The sequence below is a fragment of the Streptomyces sp. NPDC029169 genome (genome assembly GCF_055563935.1).
The window spans coordinates 57,207-75,045 of the sequence record NZ_JBVHXA010000013.1; the positions used below are offsets into that span (position 1 = coordinate 57,207).

The window sequence follows — 17,839 nt, forward strand, 5'->3', positions numbered from 1 at the left end:
TGCACTGTTGGGTGTCACCGCGGGCCTGGCCGGATGTTCGCGTTCAGGCGGAGGAAGTTGGCGGGATCGTAAGTGTTCTTGAGGGACACCAGCCGCTCGTAGTTCCCGCCGTAGGCCGCCCGCACGCGCTCCTCGCCCTCTTCTCCCAGGTTGTTCACATACTCGGCTCCCAGAGAGAAGGGGCTCACCATGTCCCACCACCGCCGGACCCACTGCATCTGCGTCTGGAGGTCTCTGGGGCCGGTCCAGATGGACGCGGCGAAGTTGTCGTACTGCGCGTTCCGGGGACGGAAGGCCGTGGCGGATGGATCGATGCGGCTGACGGCACCGCCGTATTGCTGGAAGACGATGAGGGACCTGGGGGACGGGACACGGGCGAAGTGGTCCACCGTGGCCTCCACGGTGTCGTCGGCGATCCGCTCCAGGAAATGGGACTTCCAGTAGTAGTTGAGACCGGTGGGGAAGAAGGCGTCAGCCGCGGCCTGCAGTTCCGTGTACGCGACCGGGCCGATCCCGTCGACGATGGGTGGGCCGAACCGCCGGAGTGGTTGCAGCACGCGCTCGCCCTCCTCCACCGACCCGACGTAACACACGGAGATGGCGAGCATCGGGTCGCCATCGGGCGATGTCAGGAAGATCGCGTCGGCCGACAGCTCGTCAGGAGCGGAGAGGGAGTACTCGCCGTAGAAACTCAGTGCGGCCTTCGCCTTGTGCAGGGGATGGACGACGACGCCACCGAGCACTTCGGGGCCCACACGGTGGAGCTGGAACTCGAAGGAGGTCGTGACCCCGAAGTTGGCTCCGGCGCCCCGCAGACCCCAAAAGAGGTCGGCGTTCTCGGACTCGTCCGCTCTCACCACCTGGCCCTCGACGGTGACGACCTCCGCGACCCGTAGGTTGTCGCAGGCAAGGCCGTACCTCCGGGCCAGCCGGCCCACGCCGCCGCCCAGGGTGAGGCCGGCGACGCCGGTGTGCGTGACGACGCCCGCCGTCGTGGCCAGGCCCGATGACTGTGTGGCCCGGTCCAGTTCCTTCAGGGTCGCGCCTCCCTCGACTCGGGCTGTGCGGCGCTCCGGGTCAACCGCGACACCTCGCATGGGTGAGAGGTCGATCATCAGGCCGCCGCTGCACACCGCTTTGCCCGCGATGTTGTGCCCGCCGCCGCGTACCGACACCAGCAGGTCGTGCTCACGCGCGAAGGTGACGGCTTGAACGACGTCGGTCGCTGCGGAGCAGCGGGCGATCAGCGCGGGGCGGTGGTCGATCAAGCCGTTCCAGACCGCGCGAGCCTGGTCGTACGCATGATCATCCGGGCGGAGCAGCTCGCCATGCAACCCCGCACCCAAGCGCTCGGCAGCCGATTCACCCAGGACCACCAGGTCGCCGGTTCGCGATTTCACCTGCAGGGACGACACCGCGCCTCCCCGGAAGTCTCTCGGGGCCCTCTGTCGAATTTTACGCCGCCGCCCGTCCGACCGCAGTGCGGAGCCGTTGGCCTCGTCCCTGTCTGGAGGGCCCCGCGAGTCCGCCGAACGCTGTCCGGTCCGGCCGCGGGTCATTGGCGGCTGACCGTGCGGGTCACGCCCGCGACGATCGTCGTCGCCAGGATCCAGCCGGTGATGATCAGGGAGTACGACAGCCACTGGTGCCAGCCATCAGGTGCGAACGCCGATTCCTGGCCGAAGTTGATGACCGGCAGGAGCAGGTCGAGGGTGTAGAAGGCGGGGTTGAAGTCGGGCGCCTCGTCCGCCTTGACGGGACGTGGGTGGTCCAGGCCGTATGCGACTGATCCGATGGCCATGAGGGACATCAGCCAGACGGCCGCGCGCAACGGGCGGAAGCCGTAGCCGACCGTGGCGTCCTGGATGTACCCCCACAGCCGCCCGTACCAGGTGAGTGTGGTGCGTCGGCGGCGCTGCTTGGCGAGTTGGACGAGCCGGGCAGCGTCGTCGTCACCGACGTGACGGTAGGCCGCCATCAGCTGCTCGTAGCCGTACGGCTCGTACCGGTCGCCCTCCCGCTCCAGCATCGGAAGGCGGCGCTCGGCGGGTTCGTGCGGGCTGAGTACGGTGTAGGTGAGATTGCTGAGATACACCTGGTCCGGCAGCATCTCCGGTTCAAGGGTCAGGATCTCTATCTGAGAGCGCCGCAGGTTCAGGGCTCCCTCGATGCGATCGCCCCCGCGCAGCCAGAGTTCCCCGATGACACAACTGCTCGCCCGCAGTGCCGTGTCGCCCGGATGCGACAGGCGGGCGTGGAGCAGGTCGAGACGGCCCGATATGCGGGCGCCTCGGAGCTCGATCCGGCCCCGCGCCCGCACGCAGCGCGCCCGTACATGGGCACCCACGTTGAGGTTCTGCGCGTCCAGCGCGGTGCCGTCGGGCTGCTCGAACGCGGCGTCCTGAATATTGATCCGCCCGGCGACGGAGGCGCCGGTGAGACGTACCTGTCCGTGCGCGCGCATCTCCGGCGCCCACAAGTCGTCCCCGATCGCGGCCTGGTTGAGCTGGAGGACCGGTTCGGAGTCGTCCGGTGCGGTGAACTCCGCCCGCTCCATGAACAGCGCCCCGGAGATCTGCGCCCCGCCGAGCCGCACGGGCCCCCGCATACGGCACTCCGTCATCCGCAGCACCCCGCCGACCCGCAGGGTCGCCGCAGTCAGGCCCGACAGAACGGACTTCGTCAGATTGAGCTGGCGCAGTTGGGCTCCGTACAGGTTGGGCACGCCGTCGAAGTGGCAGTGGCTCAGCCGGATGGGGACGTCGATCGTGGCGTACTTCAGGTCCAGCGCGCCGGTGATCCGCGCCCCCGTGATCTTCAGCGCGGCGATCTCCCCTTCCTCCTGCGGAGCCTTGAGCAGCAAGGCCCGCAGCACGCCCGCCCGTACGGTCCGCTCGACGCCCCAGGTGTCCCCGAGCGCCGGCTCTTCGTCCTCGGCGGCGCGGAAATCCACGGATTCGCCACGCGGAAATGCCTGCCACACACGCAACTCGGCCGGCGTCAGATCGTTGATCTCGCTCACGCGGGGACTCTGACGTGCTGCGTTCGCGACGTCAACTGCCGTATGCGGAGCAGCCGAGTCAGCCGCGAGGCCCGCCGATGGAGCCGCAATTGACCGCCGTGACGAACGTGGACCAGCCGTCGGCCGAGAAGACCAGCGCCGGGCCGTTGGCGTACTTGCTGTCGCGGACGGGCACGCCGACGTGGCCACGGGCGACCTCAAGGCATTCGCCCTGATCGCCGCCGCTGTAGGTGGACTTGAACCACCCGGTGAGGGAGGACTAGTCGGTGACGGTGTGCTCATTGCTGACCATGCGCGTGGTTGTCTGCTGCCTCCCTGACCAGGGACAGCGACCGTTGCTGCGACAGCGCATCGCCCAGTGCGAGGTCGTAGGCGGTCTGACTGGCCCTCACCAGAGCCGGATCAGCGATCAACCGCCCCCCGTGGAAGCCCTCCGAGTAGCCCACTGGCGGGGAGTCCCCGAAGCTCATGAGGGTGAGCAGACCTTGCTGGAGGGAGTGAGCGCCGACCCCGAACGGCAGAACATGCAGTCGAAGACGGCCGACCTCAGCCATGTCGGCAACTTTGTGCAGCTGTTCGGCCATGACCTGCGGCCCACCGACACCCCGCCGGAGCACGGCCTCGTCGAGCAGCGTCCAGATGACCGGGCTCGTGGGTCCGGTCAAGATCTGGGCACGCTCTGTTCGGATGACGACTTCTCTGTCAAGTTCCTCGGCCGTGTGGTTGGGCAGGTACGCGCGGAAGACTGCCCGCGCGTAGGCCTCCGTCTGAAGCAGGCCGGGAACCAGGGAGAGCGCGAACTGTTGGATCAGCCGGGCCCGTTGTTCCAGTTCGGCGACCGCCGCGAAGCCGGTGGCGAACCTGTTCCTGAGGTCCTCAAGCCAGCGGGCGAAGTACCCGTCCGTGCCCAGCACCTGGTCGATCCGCCGCGCATCCTCGGCGCTGGGCAGACGCCGCCCCGCCTCGAAGTGGCTGATCAGGGTCGGCGAGCACACCACCTGATCGGCAAGAGCCTTCTGGGTCAGCCCCAGCGCTCTCCGTCGCAGCCTCAACTCCTCCCCGTACTGCTGGCGTGGTGTGCGTGGCTTACGACGCTGCTCCATGCGGCCAACTCCCCAACATGACGAGTCTCCTGTCAAGCCTTCAGTACTGGAAGCGTAGCCAGACCCGACCCCACTCTGTGAGGAGATCGCCACACAACGCGACGAAAGTAGGCTCGACATGAAGGACTTCCTCGCCAGGCTCGTCAGCCGGCTCCTGCACCGCAGGGCCGACCCCGGCTCCGGCCCGGCCCCCGACCCGACCTCGTATACGCATCCGTACTCCTGCCCCTACGTCTGCGGACCGACCCGCCACCGCACCGGCGAGCGCCCGTCGCGTGGTGAGGACAGCCCGCTGGTCCGGCCCTACCTGGTCGCGTACGAGAAGCAGCAGGGGCGCCGACGGGTCGTGCTGCTCGTCGCGCACGGGCTGGAGCTGCGGCCCGGGACGGAGGTCGCCGCATGACCGGGGAAGGGGTGACTCACGCGCGGCTGCTGCCGTGGACGGGGGAGGAGGACAAGCCCTGCTACGTCGTGGGGGACGGCACCGGCCACGTGTCACGGCTCGCGGACGGAATCGAGAGCGTCCAGCTCGGCATGGCGGGCGATCTGCTCGGGCACGCCGACGAGTTGCTCGCGGACCATCGAGTGACGAGCGGCGAGCTGCGCTACCTCGCCGGCCGGCTCACCGAGTCCCTGAGGGACGTCAAGCGCGTCGCGGAGAGCCGGGGCGCCCGTCTCGACACGTGAAGCCCCCCGGGGCTTCGTTGTGGCGGTCAGCTGTCCGGATGCTCCACGCCCCGCTGAAGCTCCTATAGATCGTCAAGCCCGTGGGCGGGGAATGGCGATCCGTCCCGCCAGTGCCCGCGGGCTCACACCATGGGCGTTGCCCCGGTCGGGATCGGCGCCTGCTTCCAGCAGCAGCCGGATCGTCGTCCCCTCGCCCTGCGAACCGAACACCGCCCTCCACAACGGCGTATTGCCATGACCATCCGCAGGATCGACTGCCGCACCCGCGTCCAAGAGGACCTCGATGACCGATGACGCCTGGGCCTGAGCCGCAAAATGCAGCGGGTCCAGCCCGCGGCATCGGCTGCGTCCGGGTCGGCACCCCCGGCCAACAGCACCCTCAGGCCCTCCGCGTCCCCGTCGACAGCCGCATAGTGCACCGCCGTCCGCCCCAACCGATCCCGATCCGTCATGCCGACCATCCTCACCCGGCTTGACCAAACAGATAGGCGCGCCCCCCCGCGCCGCTCTCCCTGCCGGCCGGGAACGCTACGGTTCCCGGCCTTCCTCGGCACGTCGGAGCGCCTCCGCGCATGCGCGCGCGAAGGCGTCCGGGTTGTCCAGCATGATGTTGTGCCCGCAGTCCGGGATCGCGACGACCGACACCCCCGAAGCGGTGAGCGCGGCGGCGCCCGGGAGCGGGCCGTCGGCCTCCGGCAGGAGGTAGGTGCGGGGGATCGGCAGCTCCAGCAGGAGTTCGCGCATGGTGGGGACGGTGCCGCGGGTGAGGTGGACCGCGGTGCGGTGCAGGGCCTCGCGGCCGGCCAGACGCATCGTGGACCACCAGTGGGCGCCGACCCGGTCGCGGACCTCCTCCCAGCCGCCCGCCAGGAACTCCTCCTCGGAGTAGGAGGCGAGGCCGCTGCTACCGCCGGAGACGGGCGAGGGTGGGATCGGGTCGAGGTTGGCGTCGACCAGCACGAGGCGCGAGACCAGGTGGGGATGGCGGGCCGCCAGGACGATGGCCACCGAGCCGCCCATGCTGTGGGCGATCAGCTCCGCGCCGGTGACGCCCGCGAAGGCCAGGGCCGCGGCGAGGGTGTCCGCGTGGGACTCCAGGGAGTAGTCGAAGCCCGTCGGCCGGTCGCTGATGCCGTGACCGAGCAGATCGATCAGCAGCGAACGGTGCCCTGCCAGCAGGGGATTGACCGCAACCTCCGTGAAGTAGGCGGGCGACGTGGAGCCCAGACCGTGCACGTAGACGCGGGTGGGCTCCCGCCCCGGCAGTTCGACCCAGCGGATCCGGTCGCCCTCGGGCGTCACGGCGGCACTGCGCACAGTCTGCTCCCCCTCGCAAATAACAAGATCGACGAAGAGATGAGCGTAACCGCCCGTACCGAGTTGTCCACGGTCCCCGCACACCCCCGCCCTGATGTCCGAGCCCTTCGCTACCTTCGAGGCATGTCCAACCAGGGTCAGGGGCAGGGTCAGGCAGTCGTCGAAGGGGTGCTGGAGCGGATCACCTATGCCAACGAGGAGAGCGGGTACACCGTCGCCCGCGTCGACACCGGCCGTGGTGGCGGCGATCTCCTCACGGTCGTCGGGGCGCTGCTCGGCGCTCAGCCGGGTGAGTCGCTGCGGATGGAGGGGCGTTGGGGCTCCCATCCGCAGTACGGCAGGCAGTTCACGGTCGAGAACTACACGACCGTGCTGCCCGCCACCATCCAGGGCATACGCCGCTACCTCGGCTCCGGGCTCATCAAGGGCATCGGCCCCGTCTTCGCCGACCGCATCACGCGGCACTTCGGCCTGGACACCCTCGACATCCTCGAAGGGGCCCCCGGCCGCCTGATCGAGGTGCCGGGCCTGGGCCCCAAGCGGACCGGGAACATCACGGCCGCGTGGGAGGAGCAGAAGGCGATCAAGGAGGTGATGGTCTTCCTCCAGGGCGTCGGCGTCTCCACCTCCATCGCCGTACGGATCTACAAGAAGTACGGGGACGCCTCCATCTCCGTCGTCCGGAACCAGCCCTACCGGCTGGCCGCCGACGTCTGGGGCATCGGTTTCCTCACTGCCGACCGGATCGCCCAGGCCGTCGGCATCCCGCACGACAGCCCGGACCGGGTCAGGGCGGGGCTCCAGTACGCCCTGTCGCAGTCCACCGACCAGGGGCACTGCTTCCTGCCCGAGGAGCGGCTGATCGCCGACGCCGTGAAGCTGCTCCAGGTGGACACCGGCCTGGTCATCGAGTGCCTCGCCGAGCTGGCGGCGGACCCGGAGGGGGTCGTACGGGAGTCCGTGCCGGGGCCTGAGGGGGAGCCCGTCACGGCCGTGTACCTGGTGCCGTTCCACCGCGCGGAGCTCTCCCTCGCCGGGCAGGTCGGACGGCTGCTACGGACCCCGGAGGACCGGATGCCGGGCTTCCAGGACGTCGCCTGGGACAAGGCCCTGGCCTGGCTCGCCGACCGCACCGGGGCCTCGCTCGCGCCCGAGCAGGAGGAGGCCGTGCGGCTCGCCCTGACCCGTAAGGTCGCCGTGCTCACCGGCGGCCCGGGGTGCGGGAAGTCGTTCACCGTCCGCTCGATCGTGGAGCTGGCCCGGGCCAAGCGCGCCAAGGTCGTCCTCGCCGCGCCCACCGGCCGGGCCGCCAAGCGCCTGGCCGAGCTGACGGGCACCGAGGCCTCGACCGTGCACCGGCTCCTGGAGCTCAAGCCGGGCGGCGACGCGGCCTACGACCGGGACCGGCCGCTCGACGCCGACCTGGTCGTCGTGGACGAGGCGTCCATGCTCGATCTGCTGCTCGCCAACAAGCTGGTCAAGGCCGTGGCACCCGGTGCCCACCTCCTCCTCGTCGGGGACGTGGACCAGCTGCCCTCGGTCGGCGCGGGGGAGGTGCTCGGCGACCTCCTCGCCCCGGACAGCCCGGTGCCGGCCGTGCGGCTGACCCGGATCTTCCGGCAGGCGCAGCAGTCGGGCGTCGTCACCAACGCCCACCGCATCAACGCCGGTCTCCCGCCCGTCACCACCGGCCTGCCGGACTTCTTCCTCTTCGCGGAGGACGAGACCGAGGACGCCGCCCGGGTCGCCGTCGAGGTCGCGGCACGACGGATTCCCGCCAAGTTCGGCCTCGATCCCCGCCGGGACGTGCAGGTCCTGGCCCCCATGCACCGCGGCCCCGCGGGCGCGGGCGCGCTCAACGGGCTGCTCCAGCAGGCCATCACCCCCGCCCGCCCCGACCTCCCCGAGAAGCGGTTCGGCGGCCGGGTCTTCCGCGTAGGAGACAAAGTCACCCAGATCAGAAACAATTATGACAAGGGTGCCAACGGCGTCTTCAACGGCACGGTCGGCGTCGTGACTTCGCTCGACACCGTCGAACAGCGACTGACCGTCCGCACCGACGAGGACGAGGAAGTGCCGTACGACTTCGACGAGCTGGACGAACTGGCCCATGCCTACGCCGTCACGATCCATCGCTCCCAGGGCAGCGAGTACCCGGCGGTCGTGATCCCCGTCACCAACAGCGCCTGGATGATGCTGCAGCGGAACCTGCTCTACACGGCCGTCACCCGGGCCCGGAAGCTCGTGGTCCTGGTCGGTTCGCGCAAGGCGATCGCCCAGGCCGTACGGACGGTTTCCGCAGGCCGGCGCTTCACCGCCCTGGCCCACCGGCTCTCGGCAGCCGTGTGAAAGAGGACCCCGGACTTCCGGAAGGAGGACCCCCGACTTCCACAAGCGGGGCGAAGGGGGCAAGATGAGCAGGTTGGCGGCACTGAGTGCCGCCAAATGGCCCAATGGTCGACCCCGAGTGCACTCTCCTGAGCCAAATGGGGGATGGTAGAGACAGTCAGGGCACCTCGAAGAAGAGGCACTACGTCGGTGAGGGATGACGTGAGCGACAACTCTGTAGTACTGCGGTACGCGGACGGTGAATACACCTACCCGGTGGTCGAGAGCACCGTCGGCGACAAGGGCTTCGACATCGGGAAGCTCCGAGCCCAGACCGGTCTGGTCACCCTGGACAGCGGATACGGCAACACCGCCGCCTATAAATCCGCCATCACCTACCTCGACGGCGAGCAGGGCATTCTGCGGTACCGCGGCTACCCCATCGAGCAGCTGGCGGAGCGCTCCACCTTCCTTGAGGTGGCGCACCTGCTGATCAACGGTGAGCTTCCCAAGGTCGACGAGCTGTCGACCTTCCAGAACGAGATCACCCAGCACACGCTGCTGCACGAGGACGTCAAGCGCTTCTTCGGCGGCTTCCCGCGGGACGCCCACCCGATGGCGATGCTCTCCTCCGTGGTCTCCGCGCTGTCCACGTTCTACCAGGACAGCCACAACCCGTTCGACGAGAAGCAGCGTCACCTCTCCACGATCCGGCTGCTGGCCAAGCTGCCGACGATCGCGGCGTACGCCTACAAGAAGTCGATCGGCCACCCCTTCGTCTACCCGCGCAACGACCTCGGGTACGTCGAGAACTTCCTGCGCATGACCTTCTCGGTCCCGGCCCAGGAGTACGAGCTCGACCCGGTCGTGGTCTCGGCGCTCGACAAGCTGCTGATCCTGCACGCGGACCACGAGCAGAACTGTTCGACGTCCACCGTCCGTCTGGTCGGTTCGAGCCAGGCGAACATGTTCGCGTCGATCTCCGCCGGCATCTCGGCCCTGTGGGGCCCCCTGCACGGTGGCGCCAACCAGTCGGTCCTGGAGATGCTCGAGGGCATCCAGGCCAACGGCGGCGATGTCGACGCGTTCATCAACAAGGTGAAGAACAAGGAGGACGGCGTCCGCCTGATGGGCTTCGGCCACCGGGTGTACAAGTCCTTCGACCCGCGCGCCAAGATCATCAAGGCGGCGGCGCACGACGTGCTCTCCGCGCTCGGCAAGTCCGACGAGCTGCTCGACATCGCGCTCAAGCTGGAGGAGCACGCGCTCTCCGACGACTACTTCGTCTCGCGCAACCTCTACCCGAACGTGGACTTCTACACGGGCCTCATCTACCGCGCGATGGGCTTCCCGACCGAGATGTTCACCGTGCTCTTCGCCCTCGGCCGCCTGCCGGGCTGGATCGCCCAGTGGCACGAGATGATCAAGGAGCCGGGCTCCCGCATCGGCCGCCCGCGCCAGATCTACACCGGCGAGGTCCTGCGCGACTTCGTCCCGGTCGAGAGCCGCTGACCTACTGGTCGCCGCGCCTTCGAACGAAAAGCGCCCCGCTTCCGATCCCCCCACGGGTCGGCGAGCGGGGCGCTTTCCATATCCCCGGTGCGGATTCCCCCCACGGGATCCGGGCCGGGCGTCTGCCGGGTTCAGCAGAAGCTACGCGGGTCTGCGGCGGTCTGCCGGGGTACGTACGTACGGGAGGGCCGCTCAAAGCTCCCCGGTGCACGTGCCCCGGCCAACGCTGCTGCCTGGGACGTCCCCCAAGACATCCCATGAACGTCCCCCAAGACGTTCTTGGCATCGCCCACTTAGACACGCGAACGGCCCGAATGGTTACCCCCAAATATCTGTGATCTAGGTCTCTTTGTGAAGGTCCTGTGCGTCACGTGTAGGTGAATTCACGCGAAGCTCCGAAGTCGCAGGCTGTTTGTCACGACAAATACGGATGAAAAGGCCATGGCCAGACCGGCGATCATCGGGTTGAGCAGGCCGAGCGCCGCCAGCGGCAGAGCGGCCACGTTGTAACCGAAGGCCCAGCCCAGGTTTCCCTTGATCGTCGCCAGGGTCCGGCGCGAGAGCCGGATGGCGTCCGCCGCCACCCGGAGGTCGCCGCGGACCAGCGTCAGATCGCTCGCCTCGATCGCCGCGTCCGTACCCGTGCCCATCGCCAGGCCCAGGTCGGCCGTGGCCAGCGCGGCGGCGTCGTTCACGCCGTCGCCGACCATCGCGACCGTCCGGCCCTCCGCCTGGAGGCGCCGGACCACGTCGACCTTCTCCTGCGGCAGGACCTCGGCGAAGACCCGCTCCGCGTCGATGCCCACCTCCGCCGCCACCGTCTCGGCGACCGCCCGCCCGTCCCCGGTCAGCAGGACCGGTGTCAGACCGAGGGCGCGCAGTCGTGTGACCGCCTCCGCGCTGGTCTCCTTCACGGCGTCGGCGACCGTGAGGGCCCCGCGTGCCCGGCCGTCCCAGGCGACCAGTACGGCGCCCGGCTCCGGGACCCCGGCCACGTCGACGCCCTCCGCTTCGAGCAGGGCCGCGCGGCCGACCAGGACGTCGTGGCCGTCGACCGTGCCGCGCACCCCGAGGCCGGGCACGTTCTCGAAGGACGTGGGCACGGGGAGCCCGCCGACCCGTTCCATGGCCCCCGCCGCGACCGCCTGGGCGACCGGGTGTTCCGAGGCGTGCTCCAGGGCGCCCGCGAGGCGCAGCAGCTCGGCCTCGTCCACACCCTCGTACGCGTACACCTTCCGCAGCCGCATCCGGCCGGTGGTGACCGTCCCGGTCTTGTCGAGCACGACGGTGTCGATGCGGCGGGTGGACTCCAGGACCTCCGGGCCCTTGATCAGGATGCCGAGCTGCGCGCCGCGCCCCGTGCCGACCATGAGCGCGGTCGGCGTCGCGAGGCCCAGGGCGCAGGGGCAGGCGATGATCAGTACGGCGACGGCGGCGGTGAACGCGCCCGTGGTGTCCTCGGCCACGAACAGCCAGGTCAGCAGCGTGCCGAGGGCGATGAGGAGCACCACGGGGACGAACACGGCGGAGATCCGGTCGGCGAGGCGCTGCACCTCGGCCTTGCCGCTCTGCGCCTCCTCGACCAGCGCCGCCATCCGGGCCAGCTGGGTGTCCGCGCCGACCCGGGTCGCCTCGACGACCAGCCGGCCCGAGGTGTTCACAAATCCGCCGCTCACCGGGTCGCCGGCCGTCACATCGACCGGCACGGACTCGCCGGTGAGCAGGGACGCGTCGACGGCGGAGGCGCCCTCGACGACCGTTCCGTCGGTGGCGATCTTCTCGCCGGGGCGTACGACGAAGAGCTCGCCGACCCGCAGCGCGGCCACCGGAATCCGTACTTCCGTACCTTCCCGCAGCACGGCCACGTCCTTGGCGCCCAGCTCCATCAGGGCGCGCAGAGCGGAGCCTGCCCTCCGCTTGGCGCGGGCCTCCAGATAGCGGCCGAGGAGGATGAAGGTGGTGACGCCGGCCGCGACCTCCAGGTAGATGGTGGAGGCGGCGTCGGCGCGGTCGGCGGTGAGGTCGAAGCCGTGGCGCATACCCGCCATGCCCGCGTCGCCGAGGAACAGGGCCCACAGGGACCAGCCGAAGGCGGCCAGGGTGCCGATGGAGACGAGGGTGTCCATGGTCGCGGCGCCGTGCCGCAGGTTGGTCCAGGCGGCGCGGTGGAAGGGGAGCCCGCCCCAGACGACGACCGGCGCGGCGAGGGTGAGGGAGAGCCACTGCCAGTTGGCGAACTGGAGGGCCGGGACCATCGCGAGCAGGACGACGGGCGCGGAGAGCACGGCCGAGACGGTCAGCCGGCGGCGGAGTGCGGAGAGCTCGAGGTCCGCGTCCGCGTCCGGCGTGTCCTCCTCCGGCGTGTCGGACGGCTCCGGGACCGGGGGCGCGGGCTCCTCGGCGGTGTAGCCGGTCTTCACGACCGTCGCGATCAGATCGGCGACGGCGGTCTCGGGCGGGTGCGCGATCCGTGCCTTCTCGGTCGCGTAGTTGACGGTGGCCGTGACGCCGTCCATCCGGTTGAGCTTCTTCTCGACGCGGGCCGCGCAGGAGGCGCAGGTCATCCCGCCGATGACAAGCTCGGTGACGTGCTCGGCCACGGGCTCGGCCACGGGCTCGGTCGGGACGGTGGGCGCGGGGCTGGAAGTCATGTGCGGTTCCAAAAGGAGAGCAGGGCCGTACCGCGTAACGGTACGACCCTGCCGGGGTGAAGCGGGAACGCTGAAGCGGGAGTGCGTCCTAGACCTGGCCGACCAGCTCGTACCCGGCCTCGTCGACGGCGGCGCGCACGGCCTCCTCGTCGAGCGGGGCCTCGGAGACCACGGTGACCTGGCCGGTGGAGGCCACGGCCTTGACGGAGGAGACCCCGGCGATCTCGGAGATCTCGCTGGAGACCGCGCCCTCGCAGTGCCCGCAGGTCATTCCCTTGACCTGGTAGACGGTGGTGAGTTCGGTCGACGTCTCGGCGGTCATGACGGTCTCCTCTTCGAGGGTCGTGCTGGTCTCAGGGTCGTACTGAACCACATTTTATACCCCTAGGGGGTATGAACGCCAGCTCCGTCCGAGTCGCGGGCGGCAGACCGGCCATCCGGCCGGGTCCTATGGTAGATACCTGATATGTCGCATTCGGGGACCACGCTGATCCTGATCATGTCGATCGCCGTCCTGGCGCCGTTGCTGGCCTACGGGGTGGGGCGCCGGCTTCCCGTTCCCCTCGTCATCTTCGAGATCCTCCTCGGCATCCTCATCGGCCCCGACGTGCTCGGCTGGGCGCATACGGACGCCCTGATCGACGGACTCTCGGAGCTCGGCCTCGCGATGCTGATCTTCCTCGCGGGGTACGAGATCGAGTTCGGCAAGGTGCGGGGCGACACGCTCAGGCGCTCGGTGTGGGCGTGGCTGATCGCCCTCGCGGTCGGGCTCGGGGTGGGGGTGCTGCTGGGTGACGGGTTCCACAAGGGCGTCTTCATCGGAGTGGCGCTGACCAGCACGGCGCTCGGCACGGTCCTGCCGGTACTGCGGGACGCGGGCGAGCTGCACGGCCGGTTCGGCTCGGTGGTGATGGCCTTCGGTGCGGTGGGGGAGTTCGGGCCGATCATCGCGATGGCGCTGCTGCTGAGCGGACGCACCGCGGCCGAGTCGACGGTGCTGCTCGCGGTCTTCGCCGCCCTGACGGCCGGGGCCGTGTTCTGGGCGCTGCGGCCGAGGCCGCCGTGGTTCTCGCAGGTCATCGCCAAGACCCTGCACACCAGCGGCCAGTTCGCGGTCCGCTTCGTCTTCCTGCTGCTCGCGCTGATGCTGGGCGCCTCGCAGGCTCTCGGGCTCGACGTGCTGCTCGGCGCGTTCGCCGCCGGACTGATCACCCGGCTCGTCCTGACGGGCGCCGCGCCCGAGTCGGGGCAGGCGATCCTGGAGAAGGTCGAGGCGGTCGGCTTCGGCTTCCTCGTACCGGTCTTCTTCGTCGTCACCGGCGTCGAGTTCGACCTCGACTCGCTGCTCGACGGCGGCCGGACCCTGCTCCTGCTGCCGGTCTTCCTGCTGCTGTTCCTGGTGGTGCGGGGCGGGCCGGTCTGGTTCCTGGCCCCCGGCGACCTGACGCGCAGGGACCGCGGTGCGCTGGTGCTCTACGGGTCCACGGCCCTGCCGCTCGTCGTCGCGATCACCACCATCGGGCTCGACGACAAGGCGCTGACGGCCGGTGAGGCGGCGGCGCTCGTGGGGGCCGGGATGGTGTCCGTCCTCGTCTTCCCGATCCTCGCGCTGAAGACCCGGGCGGGGGCGGGAGGGAAGGTGCTGCCGGTGGAGTCGGTGACGGGGTCGGAGTCGTGGTGAGGCGCAGGCCGGCGGAGGCCCGGGCGGTCCCGACGAGCGGGTCGAGGTAGTGCAGGAGGAGCGTATAAGCGAGGGCGGGGCGGTGGCGGCCCCCGGCGTGGAGCAGGCGACGCCGGACACCGCCCGGGAGAAGGAGCCGGTCGGAGGCTGACGTCCCGGGCCGCGTGGGCCGGCCGGACAGCCCGAAGGCCCCGCATCGGGCGGCGACGGGGGCCTTCGTGTTCCGGGCGAGGACCGGACGGGACCCGGGCGGGACCCGGGCGGGGGCCGGACTGGACCCGGGCGGGACCCGGGCGGGGGCCGGACTGGACCGGGCGTGACCGGACGGGGACCGGGCGGGGGTCAGTCCCGGCGGCTCCGGTTGCCGGGGCGGTTGGCCACCCAGGCGCGGATCGTGTCCGCGTACCAGTAGGGCTTGCCCGACTCGACGTGATCGGGCGGCGGCAGAAGGCCGTGCTTCCGGTAGGAGCGGACGGTGTCCGGCTGCACCTTGATATGCGCGGCGATGTCCTTGTACGACCAGAGTCTTCTGTCCGTCATGCGTGGCACCTCCCTGCGCGCCTCGCAGCGGCGGCGGGGGTGCCGTTCGGGGGAGCTGCGGGGCAAGCGCTGGCGATCACTGAGCCTGTGCCCGATGCAACGGTCCCTCCCAACGGGAAGAGAGCGGCTGTCGACCGGCTGTGACGGAAAGCCCGCGTAATGGAGATATGTGTGACGACAAGGGGACGGATGTGACGTAAGTGATGCATGGTCACATCGGCGTGCCTACGCTCCGCAGGAGCGCAGGAAGCGGCGCGTGCGGACCGCGATCGGATACGGCTTGTCGGGCTCGCACGGGTACATGTCCTGCTCGACGATGGCGAAGAGGTCCACGTCGAGCGCCTGCGCCGCCGCCAGGACCGGCTCCAGGGCGGGCACACCCGAGGGAGGCTCGCACATCACGCCCCGCGCCACGGCCGGGCCGAACGGCACCTCGTCCGCGACGACCCCGGCGAGGATCTCCGGGTCGACCTGCTTGAGATGGAGGTAGCCGATGCGCTCGCCGTACGTCTCGATCAACTTGACGCTGTCGCCCCCGCAGTACGCGTAGTGCCCGGTGTCCAGACAGAGGGAGACCAAGTCCGGATCGGTCCCGTCCAGGAACCGGGCCACGTTCTCCTCGCTGTCGACATGGGTGTCCGCGTGCGGATGGACGACGATCCGCAGCCCGTAGCGCTCCCGGACCTCGCGGCCCAGACGCTCGGTCAGACCGGTGAGATTCCGCCACTGTTCGGCGGTGAGGGTACGGTCCTCCAGGACCTCGCCCGTCTTGTCGTCCCGCCAGAACGACGGGATGACGACGAGGTGCTCGGCGCCCATCGCCTGGGCCAGCGCCGCGTTGTCGGCGACATGGGCCCAGGTCCTCTCCCAGATGGCCGGGCCGTGGTGAAGACCGGTGAAGACCGTGCCCGCCGAGACCCGCAGGCCCCGGCGGCCCGTCTCCTCGGCCAGGACAGCGGGATCGGTGGGCAGATAGCCGTACGGACCGAGCTCGATCCACGCGTAACCGGCGTCGGCGACCTCGTCGAGGAAGCGCTGCCAGGGGACCTGCCGCGGATCGTCGGGGAACCAGACGCCCCAGGAGTCGGGGGCGGAGCCGATACGGATACGGGACAGCGGCGACGGCTTCGTCGGCTTCGTCATGAGAGCCACCTTGGCCGCGCCCGGGACGACGCGTCAAGACGCTCGTCCGAATGTAAGGACATAGCGTTGACAGGGTTCGGGGCGGACGGCTAGACCTGGGTGCGGGGCCGAGGTGAGAGGTGACTGGTGACTGGCATGGAGTCGGAGCCGTACGACCTGATCACGATGGGGCGTCTCGGCGTGGATCTCTATCCGCTCCAGGTCGGCGTTCCGCTCGCCCAGGTGGAGACCTTCGGGAAGTTCCTGGGTGGCTCGCCCGCGAACGTGGCCGTGGCGGCCGCCCGGCTCGGCCGGCGGACGGCGCTGGTGAGCCGGACGGGGGCGGACCCCTTCGGTACGTATCTGCACGAGGCGCTACGGGGTTTCGGGGTCGACGACCGCTGGGTGACGCCCGTGGCGGAGTACCCGACGCCGGTCACCTTCTGCGAGATCTTCCCGCCCGACGACTTCCCGATCCACTTCTACCGGCAGCCCCGGGCGCCTGACCTGGAGATCCACCCGGGGGAGCTGGACCTCGCGGCGATCCGGTCGGCGCGGGCGTTCTGGGTGACGGGGACGGGGCTGAGCGTCGAGCCCAGCAGGACGGCGACGCTGGGGGCGTTGCGGGAGCGGGGCGGTGCGGACCTGACCGTCCTCGACCTGGACTGGCGTCCGGTGCTCTGGCCCGACCCGGCCGAGGCGGGACCGCTCTACCGGGAGGCCCTGCGCGCGGCCACGGTCGCCGTCGGCAACCTCGAGGAGTGCGAGGTCGCGACGGGGGAGCGCGAGCCGTACGCGGCGGCCCGGGCGCTGATCGCCGCCGGGGTACGGCTCGCGGTCGTCAAGCAGGGCCCCAAGGGGGTCCTCGCGATGAGCGCCGACGGGGAGAGCGCGGAGGTCGCGCCCCTGCCGGTCGACGTGGTCAACGGCCTCGGCGCGGGCGACGCGTTCGGCGGGGCGCTGTGCGACGGGCTGCTCGCCGGCTGGGACCTGGACCGCACGCTCCGCTGGGCCAACGCGGCGGGCGCCATCGTGGCCGGCCGCCTCGCCTGCTCCCCGGCGATGCCGTACGCCGACGAGATCGACCGGGCCCTCACCACCGGCACCGCCACCCTCCCGGAGCCCGCCCCATGACCGGCACCTGGCGCATCCGAGCCGCCCACCGCCGCGCGGGCGGCCCGAAGCCCACGCCGAACCCGGTCCCCCCGAGCGCGGACGCCGACCTCCTGTCGGGCGACAAGAAGCCCCCCACCAAGCCCGGCCCCCTCACCCGCGCGGCGGCCCCGTCCCCGGGCGCGGACGCCGACCTCCTGTCGGGTGACAGGAAGCCCTCCACCAAGCCCGGCCCTCCCACCCAAGCGGCGGTCCCGTCCACCGGCGCGGATGCCGATCTCCTGTCGGGCGACCGGGCCACCAAGCCCGGCCCTCCCTCCCGCGCGGCGGTCCCGCCCACGGGCGCGGATGCCGACCTCCTGTCGGGTGACAGGAAGCCCTCCACCAAGCCCGGCCCTCCCACCCAAGCGGCGGTCCCGTCCACCGGCGCGGATGCCGACCTCCTGTCGGGCGACAAGAAGCCCCCCGCCGGGGGACCCCCGCCCGGACCTCCCGCCCGCGCGGCGGGCAAAGCCCACGCCGAGCCCGCGCCGGAGCCGGGGCCTTCGGCCCCGCCCACGGGCCCGTACGCCGACGCCCTGGCGGGCGACCGGGCGCCCGCCACCGAGGGATCCCCGCCGGGGCCTCCCACCCGCGCGGCGGGTGAAGTCCCCACCGGCCCCGGCGCCCACGCCGGGCCCGCGCCCGAAGTCCCCACCGGCCCCGGCGCCCACGCCGGGCCCGCGCCCGAAGTCCCCGCCGGGCCGACGGCCGCCCCCACCGG

General features: G+C 70.7%; 14 protein-coding genes and 3 pseudogenes. 6 read left to right on the top strand and 11 right to left on the bottom strand.

Annotated elements, in window-relative coordinates; all coding sequences use genetic code 11:
• Positions 1-14: 14 nt before the first annotated feature.
• The 4 genes and pseudogenes from ACZ4VI_RS23335 to ACZ4VI_RS23350 all read right to left on the bottom strand — a co-directional run bounded on the left by ACZ4VI_RS23335 (position 15) and on the right by ACZ4VI_RS23350 (position 4,125).
• Complete coding sequence (locus tag ACZ4VI_RS23335) at positions 15-1,415, bottom strand: FAD-binding oxidoreductase (protein WP_468001995.1); 1,401 nt, start codon at positions 1,413-1,415, stop codon at positions 15-17.
• Positions 1,416-1,555: 140 nt separating this feature from the next.
• Complete coding sequence (locus tag ACZ4VI_RS23340; RefSeq protein ID WP_468001997.1) at positions 1,556-3,022, bottom strand: membrane-associated oxidoreductase; 1,467 nt, start codon at positions 3,020-3,022, stop codon at positions 1,556-1,558.
• Positions 3,023-3,080: 58 nt separating this feature from the next.
• A pseudogene (locus tag ACZ4VI_RS23345) lies at positions 3,081-3,314 on the bottom strand (DUF397 domain-containing protein).
• A complete protein-coding gene (locus ACZ4VI_RS23350) occupies positions 3,301-4,125 on the bottom strand; it encodes a helix-turn-helix domain-containing protein (RefSeq protein ID WP_468001999.1) in 825 nt (274 codons plus the stop codon). The pseudogene ACZ4VI_RS23345 and the gene ACZ4VI_RS23350 overlap by 14 nt, the downstream one beginning before the upstream one ends.
• Positions 4,126-4,243: 118 nt before the next feature.
• Here ACZ4VI_RS23350 and ACZ4VI_RS23355 point away from each other — a divergent pair, with 118 nt between their 5' ends.
• Together ACZ4VI_RS23355 and ACZ4VI_RS23360 are read left to right on the top strand one after the other, a co-directional pair.
• Positions 4,244-4,528: a hypothetical protein gene (locus tag ACZ4VI_RS23355; RefSeq protein WP_468002001.1), complete on the top strand. Its 285-nt coding sequence runs from the start codon at positions 4,244-4,246 to the stop codon at positions 4,526-4,528.
• Positions 4,525-4,812 (top strand): hypothetical protein, encoded by a 288-nt coding sequence (locus ACZ4VI_RS23360; RefSeq protein WP_468002003.1) that lies wholly within the window; start codon positions 4,525-4,527, stop codon positions 4,810-4,812. The genes ACZ4VI_RS23355 and ACZ4VI_RS23360 overlap by 4 nt, the downstream gene beginning before the upstream one ends.
• A 72-nt stretch (positions 4,813-4,884) precedes the next feature.
• Here ACZ4VI_RS23360 and ACZ4VI_RS23365 read toward each other — a convergent pair.
• The 3 genes and pseudogenes from ACZ4VI_RS23365 to ACZ4VI_RS23375 form a co-directional block, all read right to left on the bottom strand.
• Positions 4,885-5,163, bottom strand: a pseudogene (locus tag ACZ4VI_RS23365) (ankyrin repeat domain-containing protein); the annotation flags it as partial.
• Positions 5,163-5,273: pseudogene (locus ACZ4VI_RS23370) on the bottom strand (ankyrin repeat domain-containing protein); the annotation flags it as partial. The pseudogenes ACZ4VI_RS23365 and ACZ4VI_RS23370, both read right to left, overlap by 1 nt.
• 67 nt (positions 5,274-5,340) lie before the next feature.
• The gene (locus tag ACZ4VI_RS23375) at positions 5,341-6,129 is read right to left on the bottom strand and encodes an alpha/beta fold hydrolase (RefSeq protein ID WP_468002005.1); all 789 of its coding nucleotides are present in this window, start codon (positions 6,127-6,129) and stop codon (positions 5,341-5,343) included.
• A 123-nt stretch (positions 6,130-6,252) separates the two neighbouring features.
• On the opposite strand from ACZ4VI_RS23375, the gene recD2 reads away from it, so the two are divergent.
• A complete protein-coding gene (gene recD2 / locus ACZ4VI_RS23380; protein ID WP_468002006.1) occupies positions 6,253-8,478 on the top strand; it encodes an SF1B family DNA helicase RecD2 in 2,226 nt (741 codons plus the stop codon).
• A gap of 201 nt (positions 8,479-8,679) precedes the next feature.
• A complete protein-coding gene (locus tag ACZ4VI_RS23385) occupies positions 8,680-9,969 on the top strand; it encodes a citrate synthase (RefSeq protein ID WP_468002008.1) in 1,290 nt (429 codons plus the stop codon).
• 383 nt (positions 9,970-10,352) lie between these two features.
• Here the strand turns inward: ACZ4VI_RS23385 and ACZ4VI_RS23390 are convergent, their stop codons facing one another.
• Positions 10,353-12,620: a heavy metal translocating P-type ATPase gene (locus ACZ4VI_RS23390; protein ID WP_468002010.1), complete on the bottom strand. Its 2,268-nt coding sequence runs from the start codon at positions 12,618-12,620 to the stop codon at positions 10,353-10,355.
• 88 nt (positions 12,621-12,708) lie between these two features.
• Positions 12,709-12,942: a heavy-metal-associated domain-containing protein gene (locus tag ACZ4VI_RS23395; protein WP_468002012.1), complete on the bottom strand. Its 234-nt coding sequence runs from the start codon at positions 12,940-12,942 to the stop codon at positions 12,709-12,711.
• Positions 12,943-13,086: 144 nt separating this feature from the next.
• Here ACZ4VI_RS23395 and ACZ4VI_RS23400 point away from each other — a divergent pair, with 144 nt between their 5' ends.
• Positions 13,087-14,301: a cation:proton antiporter gene (locus ACZ4VI_RS23400; RefSeq protein WP_468002014.1), complete on the top strand. Its 1,215-nt coding sequence runs from the start codon at positions 13,087-13,089 to the stop codon at positions 14,299-14,301.
• 342 nt (positions 14,302-14,643) lie between these two features.
• Here the strand turns inward: ACZ4VI_RS23400 and ACZ4VI_RS23405 are convergent, their stop codons facing one another.
• The gene (locus ACZ4VI_RS23405; protein ID WP_362477803.1) at positions 14,644-14,841 is read right to left on the bottom strand and encodes a helix-turn-helix transcriptional regulator; all 198 of its coding nucleotides are present in this window, start codon (positions 14,839-14,841) and stop codon (positions 14,644-14,646) included.
• A 225-nt stretch (positions 14,842-15,066) separates the two neighbouring features.
• Positions 15,067-15,984: a sugar phosphate isomerase/epimerase family protein gene (locus ACZ4VI_RS23410; protein ID WP_468002017.1), complete on the bottom strand. Its 918-nt coding sequence runs from the start codon at positions 15,982-15,984 to the stop codon at positions 15,067-15,069.
• A 135-nt stretch (positions 15,985-16,119) separates the two neighbouring features.
• Here ACZ4VI_RS23410 and iolC point away from each other — a divergent pair, with 135 nt between their 5' ends.
• Positions 16,120-17,097 (top strand): 5-dehydro-2-deoxygluconokinase, encoded by a 978-nt coding sequence (iolC, locus tag ACZ4VI_RS23415; RefSeq protein ID WP_468002275.1) that lies wholly within the window; start codon positions 16,120-16,122, stop codon positions 17,095-17,097.
• Positions 17,098-17,839 lie beyond the last annotated feature (742 nt).